The 14,584-nt window shown below is 67.5% G+C and carries 19 protein-coding genes and 1 tRNA gene; 9 read left to right on the top strand and 11 right to left on the bottom strand.

What is annotated here, in order from left to right; translation table 11 throughout:
* Positions 1–131: 131 nt before the first annotated feature.
* Together A6E15_RS10145 and A6E15_RS10140 are read right to left on the bottom strand one after the other, a co-directional pair.
* Positions 132–215, bottom strand: a tRNA-Ser gene (locus A6E15_RS10145).
* Positions 216–256: 41 nt separating this feature from the next.
* Positions 257–997, bottom strand: a complete 741-nt coding sequence (locus tag A6E15_RS10140) for a hypothetical protein (protein WP_076145969.1) — start codon at positions 995–997, stop codon at positions 257–259.
* Between the two features lie 104 nt (positions 998–1,101).
* Between A6E15_RS10140 and A6E15_RS10135 the strand changes: the two genes are divergently transcribed.
* Entirely contained in the window at positions 1,102–1,320 is a 219-nt protein-coding gene (locus tag A6E15_RS10135) for a hypothetical protein (RefSeq protein WP_076145967.1), read from the top strand.
* 24 nt (positions 1,321–1,344) lie between these two features.
* Here A6E15_RS10135 and A6E15_RS10130 read toward each other — a convergent pair whose 3' ends face one another.
* The 5 genes from A6E15_RS10130 to A6E15_RS10110 all read right to left on the bottom strand — a co-directional run bounded on the left by A6E15_RS10130 (position 1,345) and on the right by A6E15_RS10110 (position 4,712).
* The gene (locus tag A6E15_RS10130) at positions 1,345–1,947 is read right to left on the bottom strand and encodes a uracil-DNA glycosylase (RefSeq protein WP_076145966.1); all 603 of its coding nucleotides are present in this window, start codon (positions 1,945–1,947) and stop codon (positions 1,345–1,347) included.
* 109 nt (positions 1,948–2,056) lie between these two features.
* Complete coding sequence (locus tag A6E15_RS10125) at positions 2,057–2,317, bottom strand: hypothetical protein (protein ID WP_076145964.1); 261 nt, start codon at positions 2,315–2,317, stop codon at positions 2,057–2,059.
* Positions 2,314–3,390, bottom strand: coding sequence for an Mrp/NBP35 family ATP-binding protein (locus tag A6E15_RS10120; RefSeq protein WP_076145963.1), 1,077 nt, complete (start codon positions 3,388–3,390; stop codon positions 2,314–2,316). Before A6E15_RS10120 ends, A6E15_RS10125 begins: the two co-directional genes overlap by 4 nt.
* A 112-nt stretch (positions 3,391–3,502) precedes the next feature.
* On the bottom strand, positions 3,503–4,318 hold the full coding sequence (locus tag A6E15_RS10115; protein WP_076145961.1) for an aminoglycoside N(3)-acetyltransferase: 816 nt from the start codon (positions 4,316–4,318) through the stop codon (positions 3,503–3,505).
* Between the two features lie 70 nt (positions 4,319–4,388).
* A complete protein-coding gene (locus A6E15_RS10110; protein WP_066298326.1) occupies positions 4,389–4,712 on the bottom strand; it encodes a hypothetical protein in 324 nt (107 codons plus the stop codon).
* Positions 4,713–4,803: 91 nt separating this feature from the next.
* On the opposite strand from A6E15_RS10110, the gene A6E15_RS10105 reads away from it, so the two are divergent.
* From A6E15_RS10105 to A6E15_RS10095, 3 genes are all read left to right on the top strand, one after another.
* On the top strand, positions 4,804–5,127 hold the full coding sequence (locus A6E15_RS10105) for a DUF5783 family protein (protein WP_076145959.1): 324 nt from the start codon (positions 4,804–4,806) through the stop codon (positions 5,125–5,127).
* Positions 5,128–5,205: 78 nt separating this feature from the next.
* Positions 5,206–6,057: a translation initiation factor eIF-2B gene (locus tag A6E15_RS10100; RefSeq protein ID WP_076145958.1), complete on the top strand. Its 852-nt coding sequence runs from the start codon at positions 5,206–5,208 to the stop codon at positions 6,055–6,057.
* A 95-nt stretch (positions 6,058–6,152) separates the two neighbouring features.
* Entirely contained in the window at positions 6,153–7,445 is a 1,293-nt protein-coding gene (locus tag A6E15_RS10095) for a TIGR00341 family protein (RefSeq protein WP_076145956.1), read from the top strand.
* Between the two features lie 5 nt (positions 7,446–7,450).
* Here the strand turns inward: A6E15_RS10095 and A6E15_RS10090 are convergent, their stop codons facing one another.
* Positions 7,451–8,146, bottom strand: coding sequence for a ThuA domain-containing protein (locus tag A6E15_RS10090; RefSeq protein ID WP_076145954.1), 696 nt, complete (start codon positions 8,144–8,146; stop codon positions 7,451–7,453).
* Positions 8,147–8,415: 269 nt separating this feature from the next.
* On the opposite strand from A6E15_RS10090, the gene A6E15_RS10085 reads away from it, so the two are divergent.
* A complete protein-coding gene (locus A6E15_RS10085) occupies positions 8,416–9,540 on the top strand; it encodes a Gfo/Idh/MocA family protein (protein WP_076145953.1) in 1,125 nt (374 codons plus the stop codon).
* Between the two features lie 189 nt (positions 9,541–9,729).
* Here A6E15_RS10085 and psmB read toward each other — a convergent pair whose 3' ends face one another.
* Both psmB and A6E15_RS20940 read right to left on the bottom strand, forming a co-directional pair.
* Complete coding sequence (psmB, locus tag A6E15_RS10080) at positions 9,730–10,461, bottom strand: archaeal proteasome endopeptidase complex subunit beta (protein WP_076145951.1); 732 nt, start codon at positions 10,459–10,461, stop codon at positions 9,730–9,732.
* 165 nt (positions 10,462–10,626) lie between these two features.
* Entirely contained in the window at positions 10,627–10,797 is a 171-nt protein-coding gene (locus tag A6E15_RS20940) for a hypothetical protein (RefSeq protein WP_175607236.1), read from the bottom strand.
* A gap of 362 nt (positions 10,798–11,159) precedes the next feature.
* Between A6E15_RS20940 and A6E15_RS10075 the strand changes: the two genes are divergently transcribed.
* From A6E15_RS10075 to A6E15_RS10060, 4 genes are all read left to right on the top strand, one after another.
* Positions 11,160–11,513, top strand: coding sequence for a DUF555 domain-containing protein (locus A6E15_RS10075; protein ID WP_076145950.1), 354 nt, complete (start codon positions 11,160–11,162; stop codon positions 11,511–11,513).
* A gap of 63 nt (positions 11,514–11,576) precedes the next feature.
* Entirely contained in the window at positions 11,577–12,116 is a 540-nt protein-coding gene (locus A6E15_RS10070; protein ID WP_076145948.1) for a CBS domain-containing protein, read from the top strand.
* A 142-nt stretch (positions 12,117–12,258) separates the two neighbouring features.
* Positions 12,259–12,501, top strand: coding sequence for a hypothetical protein (locus tag A6E15_RS10065; RefSeq protein ID WP_076145946.1), 243 nt, complete (start codon positions 12,259–12,261; stop codon positions 12,499–12,501).
* 58 nt (positions 12,502–12,559) lie between these two features.
* Complete coding sequence (locus A6E15_RS10060; protein WP_076145944.1) at positions 12,560–13,456, top strand: universal stress protein; 897 nt, start codon at positions 12,560–12,562, stop codon at positions 13,454–13,456.
* Positions 13,457–13,555: 99 nt separating this feature from the next.
* Here the strand turns inward: A6E15_RS10060 and A6E15_RS10055 are convergent, their stop codons facing one another.
* Positions 13,556–14,530, bottom strand: coding sequence for an aldo/keto reductase (locus tag A6E15_RS10055; protein WP_076145943.1), 975 nt, complete (start codon positions 14,528–14,530; stop codon positions 13,556–13,558).
* Positions 14,531–14,584: the final 54 nt, after the last annotated feature.

Here is a 14,584-nt window from a genome sequence, read left to right as displayed (position 1 = left end):
TGCTCGCTACGCTCGCAGAACCGCGGTCTAATTCAAATCCATCTTGACGCTTTGCTCCTCACGTCCGTTCATCGTGAGAACGGAGTTCTCACGGGCGTTCGCTCGCATTACTCGCGAACGCGTCGCAAAAGCGGTGGGGATGGGATTTGAACCCATGAGGCTTGACAGCCACCTGCTCTCAAGGCAGGCGCGTTGGGCCGCTCTGCCACCCCACCTCACCTACCGCTTCCGCACACGCTCAAAAAGCCTTGTCGGTCTATTCGCGCTCGAGCCCGCCGTCCGCACCGACCCGAAGCCCGAGTTCGCCCACGAACGCCGCGGTCGCCTCGCCACCCGCCCGACCGGCCGCGCGTCGCGCCTCGAGGCCGGCGATCGTCTCACAGAGTCCGGCCGGCGTCCGGATCGTCGGGAGCATCGGTGCGAACCCGACGCCGAGGCCGGCGTCGGCCCCCCGTCGGGCGAGCGTCGATAGTTCGGGCGCGGCGTAGGCGTCGGCGAAGTCGATGGGGTCCGAGAAGCCGGCGAAGTAGACGCACCCGCCGGTCGAGGGACCGAGGACGACGTCGTCCCGGCGCAGCGACATCGCCGCGCCGTCGATCTCGGTGCGGGCCACGAGCGGGGCCGCCGGCTCGAGGACGCCGACGCTCTGTGCGCCCTCCTGCTCGAGCAGGTGGGAGACCGTGTTGCCCACGCGGGCCGAGCGAGTCGAGCCGACCTGTCGCTCGAACCGGACGTCGGCGTCCTCGCCGAGGCCGTCGCGTACTAGCGCCCGGACATCCGCCTCGGGGTCGCCGTGGGCGCGGCCATCGGGCAGGGTCTCGGCGTCGCGGTAGTTGACCAGAAGGTCACCGCCGCTGGCGGCGACGGCTCGGCAGACGTCGGCGACGGCGGCTTCGTAGAGGGTCGCGGCCTCGGGGTCGGTCAGCGGCGACTGGGCGGAGAGTGTAGGCAGGACGAGCCCGTCCCGCGGCGGGTCGACCGGAACGACGACGATCATGGCCGGTACTCCGCGGGCGCGGGCCTTGAACGCGGCGCTTCCCGAGGAGAGGTGCCGACACCGAAAGACCACGAATTATAGTGGGGGAGTGCGTGCGAGTCGGTATGGACGAACGTTCGATCGCTGGACTGGTCGCGACGGCCGTCGTCGCCGCGCTGGCGGTCCTCGGCCTGTATGGGTTCGGAACCGGCTATCTGATCGACTCGCCCGGCGACTACCTCGCGCCGTCGATCGGCGTTCTCGTCGTCGCCGTCGTCGCCGTCGGCGCGCTGATCGCATCGGGCATCGGCTCGGGCCGCTGGCGTGAGAACCCCTACTGGTAGCCGCCCGCGATCACCCTCACTTCCTTACCGTTCCCGCCGCCCCTTCGTCTGTCGATAGTCCGACGCCATCAACTCGACGAACGCCTCGAGCCACGCCTGCGTCTGCTCGGCGGTCTGCTCGCGGGGGTCGATCATCGGCACGAGTTCGAAGCCTCGGCCCCGGATGCGCCGCGCGTGATCGTCCGGGAACCCGAGGTCCGCCGCGGTAGTCGTGGTGTACTCGCGGCCGAGTTCCGAAAGCGCACGCTCGCCGACCGGGATCAGGATCTCGGGGTTTATCATCCTGATCTCCGCGCTGAGATACGGCTCACAGTTGCCGATCTCCTCGTCGGTCGGTCGACGGTCGGGGTCCCGACAGCGCGTGAGGGTCGTCAGGTAGACGTTCTCGAGGGCGGGGTCGTCGGCCGGCGAGTCGACGGCACAGAGGCCGAGTCGCTCGAGCAGCCGCCGCAAGCCACCGTCGCCGTCGCTGCCGCCCGCGCCGGCGAAGGGGACGCCCGTTTCGTCGGCGCGGGCGGTCGGCCGCTCGCCGACGAACAGAAAGTCCGCGCCCACGTCGCCGTAGCCGTGGACGACTTGCGCGCGCGTCTCACAGAGCGCCGGACAGTTCCGGCAGTCCTCGTCCATGCCGTAGGGGTTCGCTCGAGACCGTTGGTTCGCGTCCACAGTGGCCCCTCGAGGCGGATCGACAAAAGCGCCGCGTCGAGGGGCCGGCCGGGACCGCTATCGACCCGCCTCAGCGGCCGAGGCCGCCGCGGTCGTTGACCTCGAGGATGAACTTGACGTTGCGGACGATTTCCTCGGGCGTAGTCTCCTCCTCGTCGTCGTAGAGGTCGCTCGTCCGGTAGAGGACGTTCGCGAGCTGTTTGCTCTCGCTGGTCTCGCCGCGGACGTCGTCCGCGATCTCTCGCAGCCGTTCCACGCGTTCGGGATCGGGCTCGAACCCGTCCGTCCCGACGGGACCGTCCCCTTCGTTGTCGTCGCCGCCGTCGGTCATCGGTCGGGCGAGGCGGCCTCGTTGCGCCGGCCCTGAGAGACGGCCTGCCGGTGGACGATCCCGGTATTGTTAGCGACGTTTTCGGTGATCGTCCGGAGGGCGTCGCTGGTCGCGTCGCCGTCTTTCAGCACCGTCGGCTCGCCGCCGTCGCCGCCCTCGCGGACGGCGGGGTCAAGCGGGATCGAGCCGAGGAAGGGCAGTTCGTGTTCCTCGGCGAACGATTCGCCCCCGCCGGAGCCGAAGATGTCGTGTTCGCCGCCGCAGTCGGGACAGGCGAACGTCGACATGTTCTCGGCGATCCCCAACACGACGGTGTCGTGTTTGGCGAACATCTCGAGGCCCTTGCGGGCGTCGTCCAGTGCGACGTCCTGTGGCGTCGTGACGATGACCGCGCCGGTGACGGGCATGGTCTGGAGCATCGTCAGCTGGGTGTCGCCGGTCCCCGGCGGGAGGTCGACGACGAGGTAGTCGAGGTGGCCCCACTCGACGTCTTCCGTGAGTTGGGTGATGACCTTGTGGACCATCGGGCCGCGCCAGATGACGGGGTCGTCCTCGCCGGTGAGAAAGGCCATGCTCATCAGCTTCACGCCGTACTTCTCGGGGGGGACCAGCGTCTCGTCTTCGGTGGCCATCGGCGGCTCGTCGGCGTCGAGCATCCGCGGGACGTTCGGGCCGTAGACGTCGGCGTCAAAGAGGCCGACGCGGGCTCCCAGTTGCGAGAGACCGGCCGCGAGGTTGACCGCGACGGTCGACTTGCCGACGCCGCCCTTCCCGGAGGCGACGGCGATGACGTTCTTGACGTTCGGCAGGACCTGGTCCTCGCTCGTGAGGTCGTCGCGGTCCGGGACGCTGGCGGTCAGGTCCGGCTCGAGGCCCGCGTCGGTCAGGATCTCGCGAACGTCGGCGGCGATGTCGCTCTCGCTGGGGGAGTAGGGAGCGCCGAGTGCGAGATCGATCGCGACCTCGTCGCCGTCGACCGTGATGTCGTTGACCAGTCCGAGCGACACGATGTCGTCGCCGAGTTCCGGATCCTCGACCGTCCGGAGGCGGTCGCGAACGGCGGCTTCGTCCATGTCGATAGGTTCGTCCGACGCTCGAAAAGGGTTGTGTTCACCGGAGGAGAGCGTCGCCGCCGGTCTCGTGAGATCGACGGCACCGGGGAGCGGTCGATCGCGAACGGGTCACTTACCCGCGATTCGCCTCGAACCACTCGACGGCGAAATCGACGAGCGGCCGCTGGGCGAGCAGCTTCGCGTCGCCGACGCCCACCCGGCCGGCTTCGAACGCGGCCGGGCGGGCGCGTTCGAACGTCTCGCCGCAGTCCGGGAAGTCGCCGTCGTCGATGTCGAGGTCCTCCCACTCGACCCACTCGCGTTCGCCGTCGACGATCACTGCGCTGGCGTGGCTCGTCCGCTCGAGGTCGATGTCCGCGCGATACTCCGCGAGGTGGAGCGAGGTGTTCGTCGCGTGAGTGGTACCGAGAAACAGGACCCGGCTCTCGAGCTCGTAGAGCCGGGCGAGCGGCGACGATTCGCCGAGCGAGTCGTCGTACGGGTGCTCCTCGGTAACGAACTCGGCGTCGGCCCCCCACGCGGCGAAGGAGTGTTGCGGGTGGGCGCTCCGGCGGACACCGGGATACGAGCGGAAACACTCGGGGATGGCTCCCATCCCCTGGGTCGGCGTCGCGGCGGGGCGATACGGCGGCATCTCCTCTCGAACCGTGTCGTACCAGGAGTCGGGGACCGGCGGGGACCCCATGTTCGTGGGGTCCCTGTTGCCGGGCGAGTGCGTCGGCATCACGAGGGTACCCTCCTCGCCGACGACGCGCTGGAGGGCGTCGACCACGGCAGGAGCGCCGCCACAGACCCATCCCAGAGAGGACAGCGAGCCGTGGACAAGCACCGTCTCTCCCGCCGTCACGCCGAGGTCGCGGAGGTCCGTCGTCAGCGACTCGACCGTGATCGGCTCCGACGATCGCGCTTCGGGAAGCGGGTCGCTCATGGGCCGACGTGATCGGGTCGCGGCATAAGTTTCGTGGCGAAACGGCCCTCGAGCGCGCCGCTCGACGCGATCACCGCATGAAGTCGAACCGCGGCCCGCCGTAGGTCGGCGGCTCGGGCTCGAGTTCGACCCCCTGCTCGTAGCGGACGAAGTTCAGGTAGAACGGGCGGCCACAGCCCTCGACCGGTTCGCCCTCGAGGTCGGTGACGGGGCCGTCCTCGCCGCAGACGAACTCGATCCCGTCGGCCGACTCGCGGTCGGGGTCGTCCGGGCTCGCGTACTCCCAGCCCGGCTGGCGGACCTTCGTGACCGACCGGTCTGCCAGGTCCGGCGGTCGCTCGAGGCTGACCATGGCGTTGCAGTGGGGACAGGTGTAGCGGACGGTGACGGTCATGTGACGGCTAGGGGGTGGGGGAACCTATACCGTTCGCTGCGGTCGGGCGCGGTCCCGAACGGTTTACCCGATCAGACGCCGATGGACGCCCATGACCGAGTTCGACCCCGAGAAGTTCGAGGAGAAATACGTGTACTACTTCGAGGAACTCGAGGCGGCCTACTCGGAGGCCTACCAACAGCTTCACGGTCAGTACGACTCGGCGATCCTCAAAGCGATCGACCGGAAAATACTGAGCGAAAGCGAGCCGTTCTACGAAGGGAACGGTGAATTCCGCGTCGAACTCCCCGACAACCCACGGGAGCGAGTCGGCTCGGTGGGCGACCGCGAGGGGTTCGACACCGTCCTCGAGGCGCTCGTCGCCCGGATCGAAGCCGAGTTGCGCCGCCAATTTGAGTTCGGCGAAACCGAGTGACGGCGAGGCGAGGACGACGCAGGAGTTCGCCTGAGAGTACCCGGAACACCTTTGGCGCTGACGGGAAACCGTGTAGGTATGATCGACGAGACGGCCGAGGAAATTCGGGAGATGCAGACGCACAGTTCCTCGGTGGTTGCGGTCCGCGCCGCCCAGGCCCTCGAGGAGTTGACCGAACGGGAGTTCGCCACCGTCGAGGAGTACGTCCGCGCCCTCGAGCGCAACGGCTCCGTGCTGCGGGGGGCAAACCCCTCTCACGCCTCGCTGCAGAACGCGGTTCGGGAGGTCGTCGACGACGTGGCCGACGCCGATCTCGACAGCGTCGAGGACGCCCAACGGCTCACCAGCGAGACGATCGACGCGGTCGTCTCGCGGATCGAGTCCGGCAAGCAGTTGGCGGCCGAGAACGCCGTCGACGTCCTCGAAGACGGCGCGACGCTTTTGGTCCACGACTACTCCTCGACCGTCCAGGCGGCCCTCGAGCAAGCGACCGACGCGGGCAAGACCGTCGACGTCTACGTCACCGAGGCCCGACCGCGGTATCTCGGCCGCAAGACCGCGCGGGAACTGGCCGCCATGGACGGCGTCGACGCGACGCTGATCACCGACGGCGCACACGGGATCTACCTCGCGGAGTGCGACCGGGTCGTCGTCGGCATGGACTGTATCGTCGAGGACACGCTGTACAACCGGGTCGGAACCTTCCCGATCGCGTCGACGGCCGACCGGCTCGACGTGCCGGTCACGGTCCTCGGGGCGTCCTCGAAGATCGTCTCCGAGGGATTCGTCTTCGAGAACGAACACCGGTCCAGCAGCGAGGTAATGGCCGAACCCGCCGACGGGTTCGCCGTCGAGAACCCCGCCTACGACGCGACCCCGGTCGACCTCCTCGAGAGCGTCGTCACCGACGAGGGGTGCCAGGAGTTGTGAGCCGCCTCGACCGATAGATCGGTCGACCCGTCAACACGGTCGACAGTCGCGGCCGCGTGACGACAGCCTATACCGCTCTCTGACGTACGGTCCGTATGCGTCTCGTACAGGTATTCGTCCCCCGAGGCGAGCTGGACCGCGTCCTCGAGACGGCGGACGAAGCCGGTGTCGATTACAGCGTCGCCCGGGATACGGACCGCGGCGAGTTCGAGGCCGTCGTCTCGATTCCGCTTTCGCCGTCGGGCGTCGAACCGCTGCTGTCCGCTCTCCGAGACGCGGGCCTCGACGAACGGTCGTACACGGTCGTCACGGCGGCCGAGGTGATCGTCTCGAGTCGAACCGACGCCGTCGCCGGGCCGGCTTCCGGGACGCGGATCTCGCGGGAGGAACTCCGGGCGCGAGCGGCCGACCTCGCGCCCGCGGCGTCGACGTACTTCAGTCTGCTCGTCGTGAGTACGGCGATCGCGACGGCGGGACTGTTGCTGGACTCGGCGGCGACGATCATCGGCGCGATGGTCGTCGCCCCGCTGATGGGGCCCGCACTCGCGGCGAGCGTCGGCGTGATCGTCGACGACGAGTCGCTCGCGACACGTGGCGTCGTCCTGCAGGGGGTCGGGCTGGTCGTCGCGATCGCGACGGCGGCGCTGATCGGGTGGGGGCTCAGGGGGACGGTGTTGCTCCCGCCGGGGTTCGACATCACGACGGTACCCCAGATCCACGAGCGGATCACGCCGAACGTTCTCGCGTTGTTTCTCGCGCTGGGCTCGGGCGTGGCCGCCGTCGTCAGCCTCACTCGGAACGTCGGCTCGGTCCTCGTCGGCGTCGCGATCGCCGTCGCGCTCGTTCCTCCCGCCGCCACCGCGGGGCTCGGAATCGCCTGGGGGAACCCGGAAGTCGTCGTCACCGCCGGGACGCTCGTTCTCGTGAACATGCTCTCGATCAACCTCACGGCGCTGTTGCTGCTGTGGGCGTCCGGCTACCGACCGCACCGGACCGCGGACATCGATCGCGTCTACGGTCGCCTCCGCTCGCGAATCGTCGTCCTCCTCGTGGCGATCGTCGTTCTCTCCGTCGTCCTCGGCGGCGTCACGTACGGGACGTACCGTACTGCCGCCGTCGAACACGATGCGAAGACCGAACTCGAGGCGATGAGCGACGAGGGGCGGACGGACGGGACCGGCCTGTCCTTCCGTGAGAGCGACGTCGACTACGAACTCGTCGACGTCTACACCGGCGATCGGCCCGTCATCACCGTTCTCGTCGAACGGCCGCCGGGCGAGCTGCTCCCGGGCGACTTCGCCGACGACGTCCGCGACCGGCTGGCGTCGGCGGTCGGCGTCGATCTCGAGGTCGTCGTCGAATTGGTCGATACGCAGCGAAGCGGCTGAGGGGACTACTCGCGCTCCCCGAACGTCCGCGGCGAGCCCTCGGTCGGGGCCGCCCACTCGACGGCGTTGTGCAGGACGCGCCGAACCCTCTCGTCCTCGTAGATCGGATACGTCTCGTGGCCCGGCCGAAAGTAGAAGATCCGACCGTTTCCGCGCCGATAACAGCAGCCGCTGCGGAACACCTCCCCGCCAGCGAACCAGCTGACGAACACCAGTCGGTCGGGCTCGGGCACGTCGAACGGCTCGCCGTACATCTCCGTCTCGGGGAGGGCGATCGATTCCGCGAGGCCGTCGGCGATCGGATGGCCGGGATCGACGACCCAGAGCCGCTCCGCCTCGCCGTCCTCGCGATACTGGAGGCTACAGGATGTCCCCATGAGTCGCTTGAACGGCTTCGAGTAGTGAGCCGAGTGCAGCGGGACGAATCCCATCCCCTCGAGGACCCGTTCCTGCACCCGATCGACGACCCGGTCCGTCACCTCGTCGTGGGCCTCGTGGCCCCACCACAGGAGGACGTCCGTCGCCGAGAGGGCCGCGTCGGTGAGCCCGTGGTCGGGGTCGTCGAGCGTCGCGGTCCGGACATCGTGGTCGTCGGCGAGCGCCTCGGCGATCGTCTCGTGGATGCCGTCGGGGTAGACCGTGGCGACGGCGTCGTCCGTCCGTTCGTGGCGGTACTCGTTCCAGACGGTGACTGCGACCATGGCCGCTCTCCGCTCCCCGGCGGCTTATACTGCCGGCCGTTCCGGAAAGGCAGGAACGATCAGATATTCGATACACATTCGGCTACCACACAGTAATAGCATAGTAAAACACGAATATCCGAAAAACTGCATAGATTAATCGGTCACAACCCTTATTTCGATCGCCGACCGCCACTCTCTATGGAACGGGATCGACCACAGACACCATCGAAACGACATTTTTCTCACTGCGGGTCGTTCGCCGATGCGACGCAATCGGGGGTTGAACGATGATCGGCGGCGGGATCGGGGTCGGCATCGTCGGCCTCGGCGGGATGGGAACCCTCCACGCGCGAAGCGTCCGCGATCTCGGCGCTGACGTCGTCGCGGGCGCGGACCTCGTCCCCGAGCAGCGCGACCGCTTCGCCGAGGAGTTCGGCGCGCGCACCTACGAGACCCACGACGATCTCCTCGAGGACGCGGCGGTCGACGCCGTCATCGTGACGACGCCCAACCGATTCCACGAACCCATCGCCGTCGCGGCCCTCGAGGCCGGCCGCGACGTCCTCGTCGAGAAGCCACTCGCACACACCCTCGAGAGTGCGGAACGGATCGCCGAGGCGGCCGCCCGCGCGGACGGGATCTGCATGGTCGGCTTTCACAACCGTCACGCCGCGTCGATGGCCATGTTCGACGAACAACACGCCCGCGGTCGGTTCGGCGATCTGACCCACGTCGAGGCCGACTACGTCCGCCGGCGCGGCGTCCCCGGACCCGGGTCGTGGTTTACCGATGCCGAACTCGCCGGCGGCGGTGCCCTCATCGACATCGGCGTCCACGCGCTCGATCTGGCCCTCTATGCGCTCGATTTCCCCGACATCGCCGAGGTCAGCGGCGTCACCCGGACTACGTTCGGGACCAGCGAGGAGTACGCCGACCCCGACGGCTTCGGTGACAACTGGGACGCCGAGGCAGAGACCTACGAGGTCGACGACTCCGTCAGCGCCTTCATTCGGACCACCGACGGGCGGACGATCTCGCTCGAGGCCGCGTGGGCGACCAACCGCGAGGAGAGTATGACATGTACAGTCCGCGGCACGGAGGCAGGTGCCCAGTTCGAGATCGGCAACACGGACCTGCGGATCCTCGAGTCCGGTACCGCCGGCTCCGACCACTACACCGACGTGGAGATGACCGGCGATACCGCGATGACCGGGTACGCCGAACAGGACGAGCAGTTCCTCGAGGCCATCGCCGCCGGGACGACGCCGGAGTCGAACACGATCGAGGAGGCCCTGACCGTCCAGCGGGTCATCGACGCGATCTATCGCTCGAGCGAACGCGGCCGGTCGGTGACGCTTACGGAGTCGACGCTGACGGACGACGAGGTCGAGCGGGCGACCCGACTGGAGTGATCGGCGCGGCCGTTCTGCGGTCCGCTTTCGGCGGTTAGCATCGTCCGTCGGTCGGACGTGCCGGTTTCGATAGGCGACGCAGTCGCGTCGCGAAACGACGACGGTCGTCGGACGGACCCCGAGACGAGTCGCTCGAGAGCGGACGCTCCGTGCCGGTAAAAACAGTCAAACAGCCCGTTTCGCCCGCGACTAGAGGACGTCGTCGAAGTCGTGGTGGCCGTGGATGTCGACGCCCTCGTCGGTGATCTCACAGAGGAAGACACCGTTGCCGGAGCCGGTGTCGCGCTCGACGGCGGACTTGATGCCGCGGGCGGCGACGGTCTTGGCTTCCTCGGTGGACATGTCCGGCTCGTAGGCCTGCTCTAAGTGCCCGTAGGCCAGTTGCATCCCGGAGCCGGTGACGGTGTAGTCGTCTTCCATGACGCCGCCGGCGGGGTCGATGCTGTAGACGTGGCTGCCCTCGTCGTCGACGCCGCCCAGGATCGGGTGGATGGCGAAGAACGGGCCGCCGCGAGCGAAGTTGCCCGCAAGCGTCGCCAGCGCCTCGATGCTCATGTTCTCGCCGCGGCGGGCTTCGTAGAGGTTGACCTCGGCTCGAAGCGTCGAGATAAAGGACTGGGCACCGCCGACGGAGCCGACCAGCGTTAGCGCCGCGGTCGGGTGGATCCGTTCGACCTTCTGGACGTTCTTGTTCGAGACGAACCGCCCGCCGAGACTGGCGCGCATGTCCGTCGCGATGACGACGCCGTCGGCGGTCGAGATGCCGATCGTCGTCGTTCCCGTCTTGTTGACGTTCTCGAGATCGGCCTGCGTGAGATCGTTCTCGGGGAGGGAGCCGACCTCGGGCTCGTAGGGGTTCGGCTCGTCGGCCAACTGCTCGACCGTCCGGGAAAAATCGGAGTCGTTCGTGGGCGTATGCATTGACCGACATCTACGGCCGGGACGATATAAAACACCGGCGGTCACAACCGTCGTTTCCGCTTTCGACGACGGGTCGAATCGACACCGCGGACGGCGACTCGGGGTCGATGCCGACGGCTCGTCGACGGATCAAGCGTGGGAAAACGAGCGACTCGAGTCGGGTCGTTAGCGCTGTGCGGATTCGTACGCCCCCTCGACGGACTCGATGAGGCGGTGGATCGGGAGGGTGAGGCCGGCCTGGCGGGCGGCGATCGCGAGTGGCATCGCGACGATGCCGATCACGATACAGAGCTGGTACAGTGCGAACAGCGTCGCATGGTACGCGCGGGATATCATCAGCGTTCGTCCGTCCCCAGACGGAGCCCATATATAAGTCTTCGTGAAAATAGAAAACCATAATGATAGTAAACTAGCTATTGGGTCGACGCCTGCATGCGATTCAACTATAGTTTCTGCGAAGACAACTCGAGGCGCACTCGAGTCGATCTACGGGTATGTCGGGGGGAATCGATCGGGTGATTTCCCGTAACTTATGGGAATAATGCGATTCACGTGCGCACGATCGGGTCCGGGCCGAGCGGGAGCCGTCGCCGGCGACGAGTCCCCGATCGGATCCGATCGAGGACCGCCCCGAACGGCCGCGGATACCGACGCCGACGAACCGCAAGACAGGAAACCCCCCGGAACGACCACCACGTATGGGCAATTATCTCGTCGCGATGGAAGCGGCATGGCTCGTTCGTGACGTCGAGGAAATCGACGACGCGATCGGTGTCGCCGTCAGCGAAGCCGGGAAGCGACTCAACAGCGAAGACATGGACTACGTCGAAGTCGAGGTCGGCGCGACGGGCTGTCCCGCCTGTGGCGAACCTTTCGACTCGGCCTTTATCGCGGCCGACACCGCCCTCGTCGGGCTCGCGCTCGAGATGGAAGTGTTCAACGCCGACGGCGAGGAACACGCCTCCCGAATCGCGAAAAGCGAGGTCGGCGGCGCGCTGCGGGACGTGCCGCTGTCGGTCGTCGAGGTCGCCGAAGTCCCCGAAGACGAGTAGCGACTCGCGGCGCGGGCTCGAGCGACCCAAAACCCTTTCTATAACCCGTAGTTATTGTTCCGTATGGAGCTTCCGACGCCCGCCGACCTGCGCCAACGGCGTACCGACCTCGGACTCACCCAGAGCGAACTCGCCGAGACGGCCGACGTCTCCCAGCCGCTGATCGCCCGCATCGAGGGCGGCGACGTCGATCCGCGGCTGTCGACGCTCCGGCGGATCGTCAACGCCCTCGAGACGGCCGAAAGCGACGTCATCCGTGCCGAAGACCTGATGAACGAGGCGGTCGTCAGCGTCTCCCCCGACGATCCGGTCAGCGAGGCTGCCCAGCGAATGGAAGAGGAGGCCTACTCCCAACTGGCGGTGATTCAGGACGGGATTCCGGTCGGCTCGATCAGTCAGAGCGACCTCGTTCACCTCGACTCCGAGGACCGAGACGAGCCGATCGAACAACACATGAGCGAGAGCTTCCCGACCGTCTCGAAGGACGCCACGCTGGACGAGATCAGCAACCTGCTCGAGCATTACAAGGCCGTGATGATCACCGAGGCCGGCGAGACCGTCGGGATCATCACCGAGGCCGACGTCGCCGCTCGCCTCTCCTGACGGCCCCCTCGAGTCCGGATCGATACCGGGTCAGTTGCATCGAACATCGACAGGCAGGCAGTTCAGCCCGTATCGTAGTTCCAGACGGATCGGAATCAACATGTGATATTTCCGGTCCGATCGACTACCCTCTCGTAGGACGATGGATCACTACGACCGGCTGCTCGTGGGCATGTTGGCGTCCCTGCTCCTCGGGGCCGTCCTCGGGCTGTATCTGTCCATCGACGTTCGGTACGGCCTCCTCGCGGGCGCGCTGCTGTCGACCGGGTTCCTCTGGGACGCGATCGTTCGCCGGCCGCCGGTGCCGACGGCAGAGCCACGATACACGGCGGCGATCGTCCTCTGGCACGGGGCCGTACTCGCCTCGCTCGTCGCTAGCGTGTAGTCTCGGCTCGCGGGATCGACGGGATCGATTTAAGCGACGCGACCGCGTTCGCTGATTCATGTACGATTCCGTTCTCGTTCCGACCGACGGAAGCGATCACGCCGCCCGAGTCGCCCGTCACGCACTGGGGCTCGCGCGGTGGTTCGACGCGACGGTCCACGTCCTCAGCGTCGTCGACGTGAGCGCTACGGGCGGCGTCTTCGACGCCGGCGGCGTCAGTCCGGCGTTCGTCGAGCGCCTCGAGGACGACGCGGCCGACGCGATCGAGCGGATCGAATCGATGGCCGACGACGATCGGGTTCGGTCGGCGGTCCTGAAGGGCAGTCCGGCACCGACGATCCTCGAGTACGCCGGGGACCACGATATCGACCTCATCGCGATGGGGACCCACGGCCGAACGGGCGTGAGCCGCTACGTCACCGGCAGCGTCACCGAACGCGTCGTCCGCCAGTCGGACGTGCCGGTGATGACCGCCCGCGTGACCGACCGAAGCGAGTGGACCGGTGGCTACGACGAGATACTGTTACCGACCGACGGCAGCGAGGCGGCTGCCGCCGCGATCGACCACGCGCTCGCGATCGCGACGCGGACGGACGCCCGCGTTCACGTCGTCAGCGTCGTCGACGTCACCACCGTCGCGGGCAGGCCGACCATTCTGGCTCCCAACGATATCCTCGCCAAGTTCGAGTCCGACGCGGAAACCGCGGTCGAAACGGTCGCCGCGGCGGTGCGGGACGCGGGACTCGACGTCGTGACACACGTCCGGAAAGAGATCCCGTCGCAGGGCCTCCTCGAGTACGTCGACGACCACGACATCGACCTCGTCGCGATGGGGACTCACGGTCGGACCGGGGTCGATCGGGTCCTCCTGGGGAGTACGACGGAACGGTTCGTCAGACGCGCGCCCGTCCCGGTCCTCGCGGTCGGCCCGGACGCCGACGGCGGTTCGAACTGACCAACCGTCGGGGGAGCCGAGCTCATACGGTTTACTGTCAGTACCGGTGTCCCCGTGACCGTCCTGGGGAACTCCGGGAAACAGTGACACTAATCCGTATCAGGCGTGGCCCGACACCGGCACCGGCTCGTACGGCTCCTCGAGGTACGCCAGCTCCGACTCCGAGAGGTCGATCTCGAGGGCTTCGACCGCCTGCTCCAGGTGTTCGACGCTGGTGGTGCCGACGATCGGCGCGTCGACCCAGTCCTTGTGGAGCAGCCACGCGAGGGCGATCTGGGCCATCGTCGCGCCCCTGTCGGCGGCGACCTCGGCGACGCGCTCGTTGATCTCGCGGCCGCCGCCCTCGCGGTAGGGGTGTTCGTACAGATACTCCTCGGTCTCGCCGCGGGCCGTCGCGTCGATCTCTTCGTGGGGCCGGGTGAGATAGCCCCGCGCCATCGGCGACCACGGAACCACCCCGACGTCTTCCTTCTGGCAGAGGGGTAGCATCTCCCGCTCTTCCTCGCGGTAGACGAGGTTGTAGTGGTTCTGCATCGTCTGGAATCGCTCGATGCCGAGCCGATCGCTCGTCCGTAGGGACTCGGCGAACTGGTGGGCCCACATCGAGGAGGCCCCGATATAGCGGACGTGGCCCCGACGGACGGCGTCGTCGAGCGCCCGCAGGGTCGTCTCGACGGGCGTGTCGTAATCCCAGCGGTGGGGCTGATAGAGGTCGATGGTATCCATGCCGAGGCGCTCGCGGCTGGCCGCCAGCTCCTGTTCGATCGCCTTCCGCGAGAGCCCGCCCGAGTTCGGGTCGTCCTCGCGCATGCGGAAGAACCCCTTCGTGGCGACGACCGCCTCGTCGCGACGACCCTCGAGGGCCTCGCCGAGGATCCGCTCGGACTCGCCCCGCGAGTACATGTTCGCGGTGTCGAAGAAGTTGATCCCCAGATCGATCGCCCGGTCGATGATCTCCTTGCTCGCCTCGTCTTCGAGGACCCACTCGCGCCAGTCGCTCGAGCCGAAGCTCATACAGCCCAGACAGATGCGGCTGACCTGCATGCCGGTCGACCCGAGGGTGGTGTACTCCATACCGACGCTACGAGAACCGACCGGAAAACGGTACGTGGTGCGGCAAACGACACC

The organism is Natrinema saccharevitans, from assembly GCF_001953745.1.
In the GTDB taxonomy this organism is placed as follows: Archaea; Halobacteriota; Halobacteria; order Halobacteriales; family Natrialbaceae; genus Natrinema; species Natrinema saccharevitans.
Note: the sequence above shows the minus strand (reverse complement) of the source record. Positions and strands in the feature narration are given on the sequence as shown.

What these genes read in the sequence shown, in the direction of transcription:
- A6E15_RS10140 (WP_076145969.1), bottom strand. Translation starts at nt 997, where the DNA reads ATGATCGTCGTCGTTCCGGTCGACCCGCCGCGGGACGGGCTCGTCCTG.
- A6E15_RS10135 (WP_076145967.1), top strand. Translation starts at nt 1,102, where the DNA reads ATGGACGAACGTTCGATCGCTGGACTGGTCGCGACGGCCGTCGTCGCC.
- A6E15_RS10130 (WP_076145966.1), bottom strand. Translation starts at nt 1,947, where the DNA reads ATGGACGAGGACTGCCGGAACTGTCCGGCGCTCTGTGAGACGCGCGCG.
- A6E15_RS10125 (WP_076145964.1), bottom strand. Translation starts at nt 2,317, where the DNA reads ATGACCGACGGCGGCGACGACAACGAAGGGGACGGTCCCGTCGGGACG.
- A6E15_RS10120 (WP_076145963.1), bottom strand. Translation starts at nt 3,390, where the DNA reads ATGGACGAAGCCGCCGTTCGCGACCGCCTCCGGACGGTCGAGGATCCG.
- A6E15_RS10115 (WP_076145961.1), bottom strand. Translation starts at nt 4,318, where the DNA reads ATGAGCGACCCGCTTCCCGAAGCGCGATCGTCGGAGCCGATCACGGTC.
- A6E15_RS10110 (WP_066298326.1), bottom strand. Translation starts at nt 4,712, where the DNA reads ATGACCGTCACCGTCCGCTACACCTGTCCCCACTGCAACGCCATGGTC.
- A6E15_RS10105 (WP_076145959.1), top strand. Translation starts at nt 4,804, where the DNA reads ATGACCGAGTTCGACCCCGAGAAGTTCGAGGAGAAATACGTGTACTAC.
- A6E15_RS10100 (WP_076145958.1), top strand. Translation starts at nt 5,206, where the DNA reads ATGATCGACGAGACGGCCGAGGAAATTCGGGAGATGCAGACGCACAGT.
- A6E15_RS10095 (WP_076145956.1), top strand. Translation starts at nt 6,153, where the DNA reads ATGCGTCTCGTACAGGTATTCGTCCCCCGAGGCGAGCTGGACCGCGTC.
- A6E15_RS10090 (WP_076145954.1), bottom strand. Translation starts at nt 8,146, where the DNA reads ATGGTCGCAGTCACCGTCTGGAACGAGTACCGCCACGAACGGACGGAC.
- A6E15_RS10085 (WP_076145953.1), top strand. Translation starts at nt 8,416, where the DNA reads ATGATCGGCGGCGGGATCGGGGTCGGCATCGTCGGCCTCGGCGGGATG.
- psmB (WP_076145951.1), bottom strand. Translation starts at nt 10,461, where the DNA reads ATGCATACGCCCACGAACGACTCCGATTTTTCCCGGACGGTCGAGCAG.
- A6E15_RS20940 (WP_175607236.1), bottom strand. Translation starts at nt 10,797, where the DNA reads ATGATATCCCGCGCGTACCATGCGACGCTGTTCGCACTGTACCAGCTC.
- A6E15_RS10075 (WP_076145950.1), top strand. Translation starts at nt 11,160, where the DNA reads ATGGGCAATTATCTCGTCGCGATGGAAGCGGCATGGCTCGTTCGTGAC.
- A6E15_RS10070 (WP_076145948.1), top strand. Translation starts at nt 11,577, where the DNA reads ATGGAGCTTCCGACGCCCGCCGACCTGCGCCAACGGCGTACCGACCTC.
- A6E15_RS10065 (WP_076145946.1), top strand. Translation starts at nt 12,259, where the DNA reads ATGGATCACTACGACCGGCTGCTCGTGGGCATGTTGGCGTCCCTGCTC.
- A6E15_RS10060 (WP_076145944.1), top strand. Translation starts at nt 12,560, where the DNA reads ATGTACGATTCCGTTCTCGTTCCGACCGACGGAAGCGATCACGCCGCC.
- A6E15_RS10055 (WP_076145943.1), bottom strand. Translation starts at nt 14,530, where the DNA reads ATGGAGTACACCACCCTCGGGTCGACCGGCATGCAGGTCAGCCGCATC.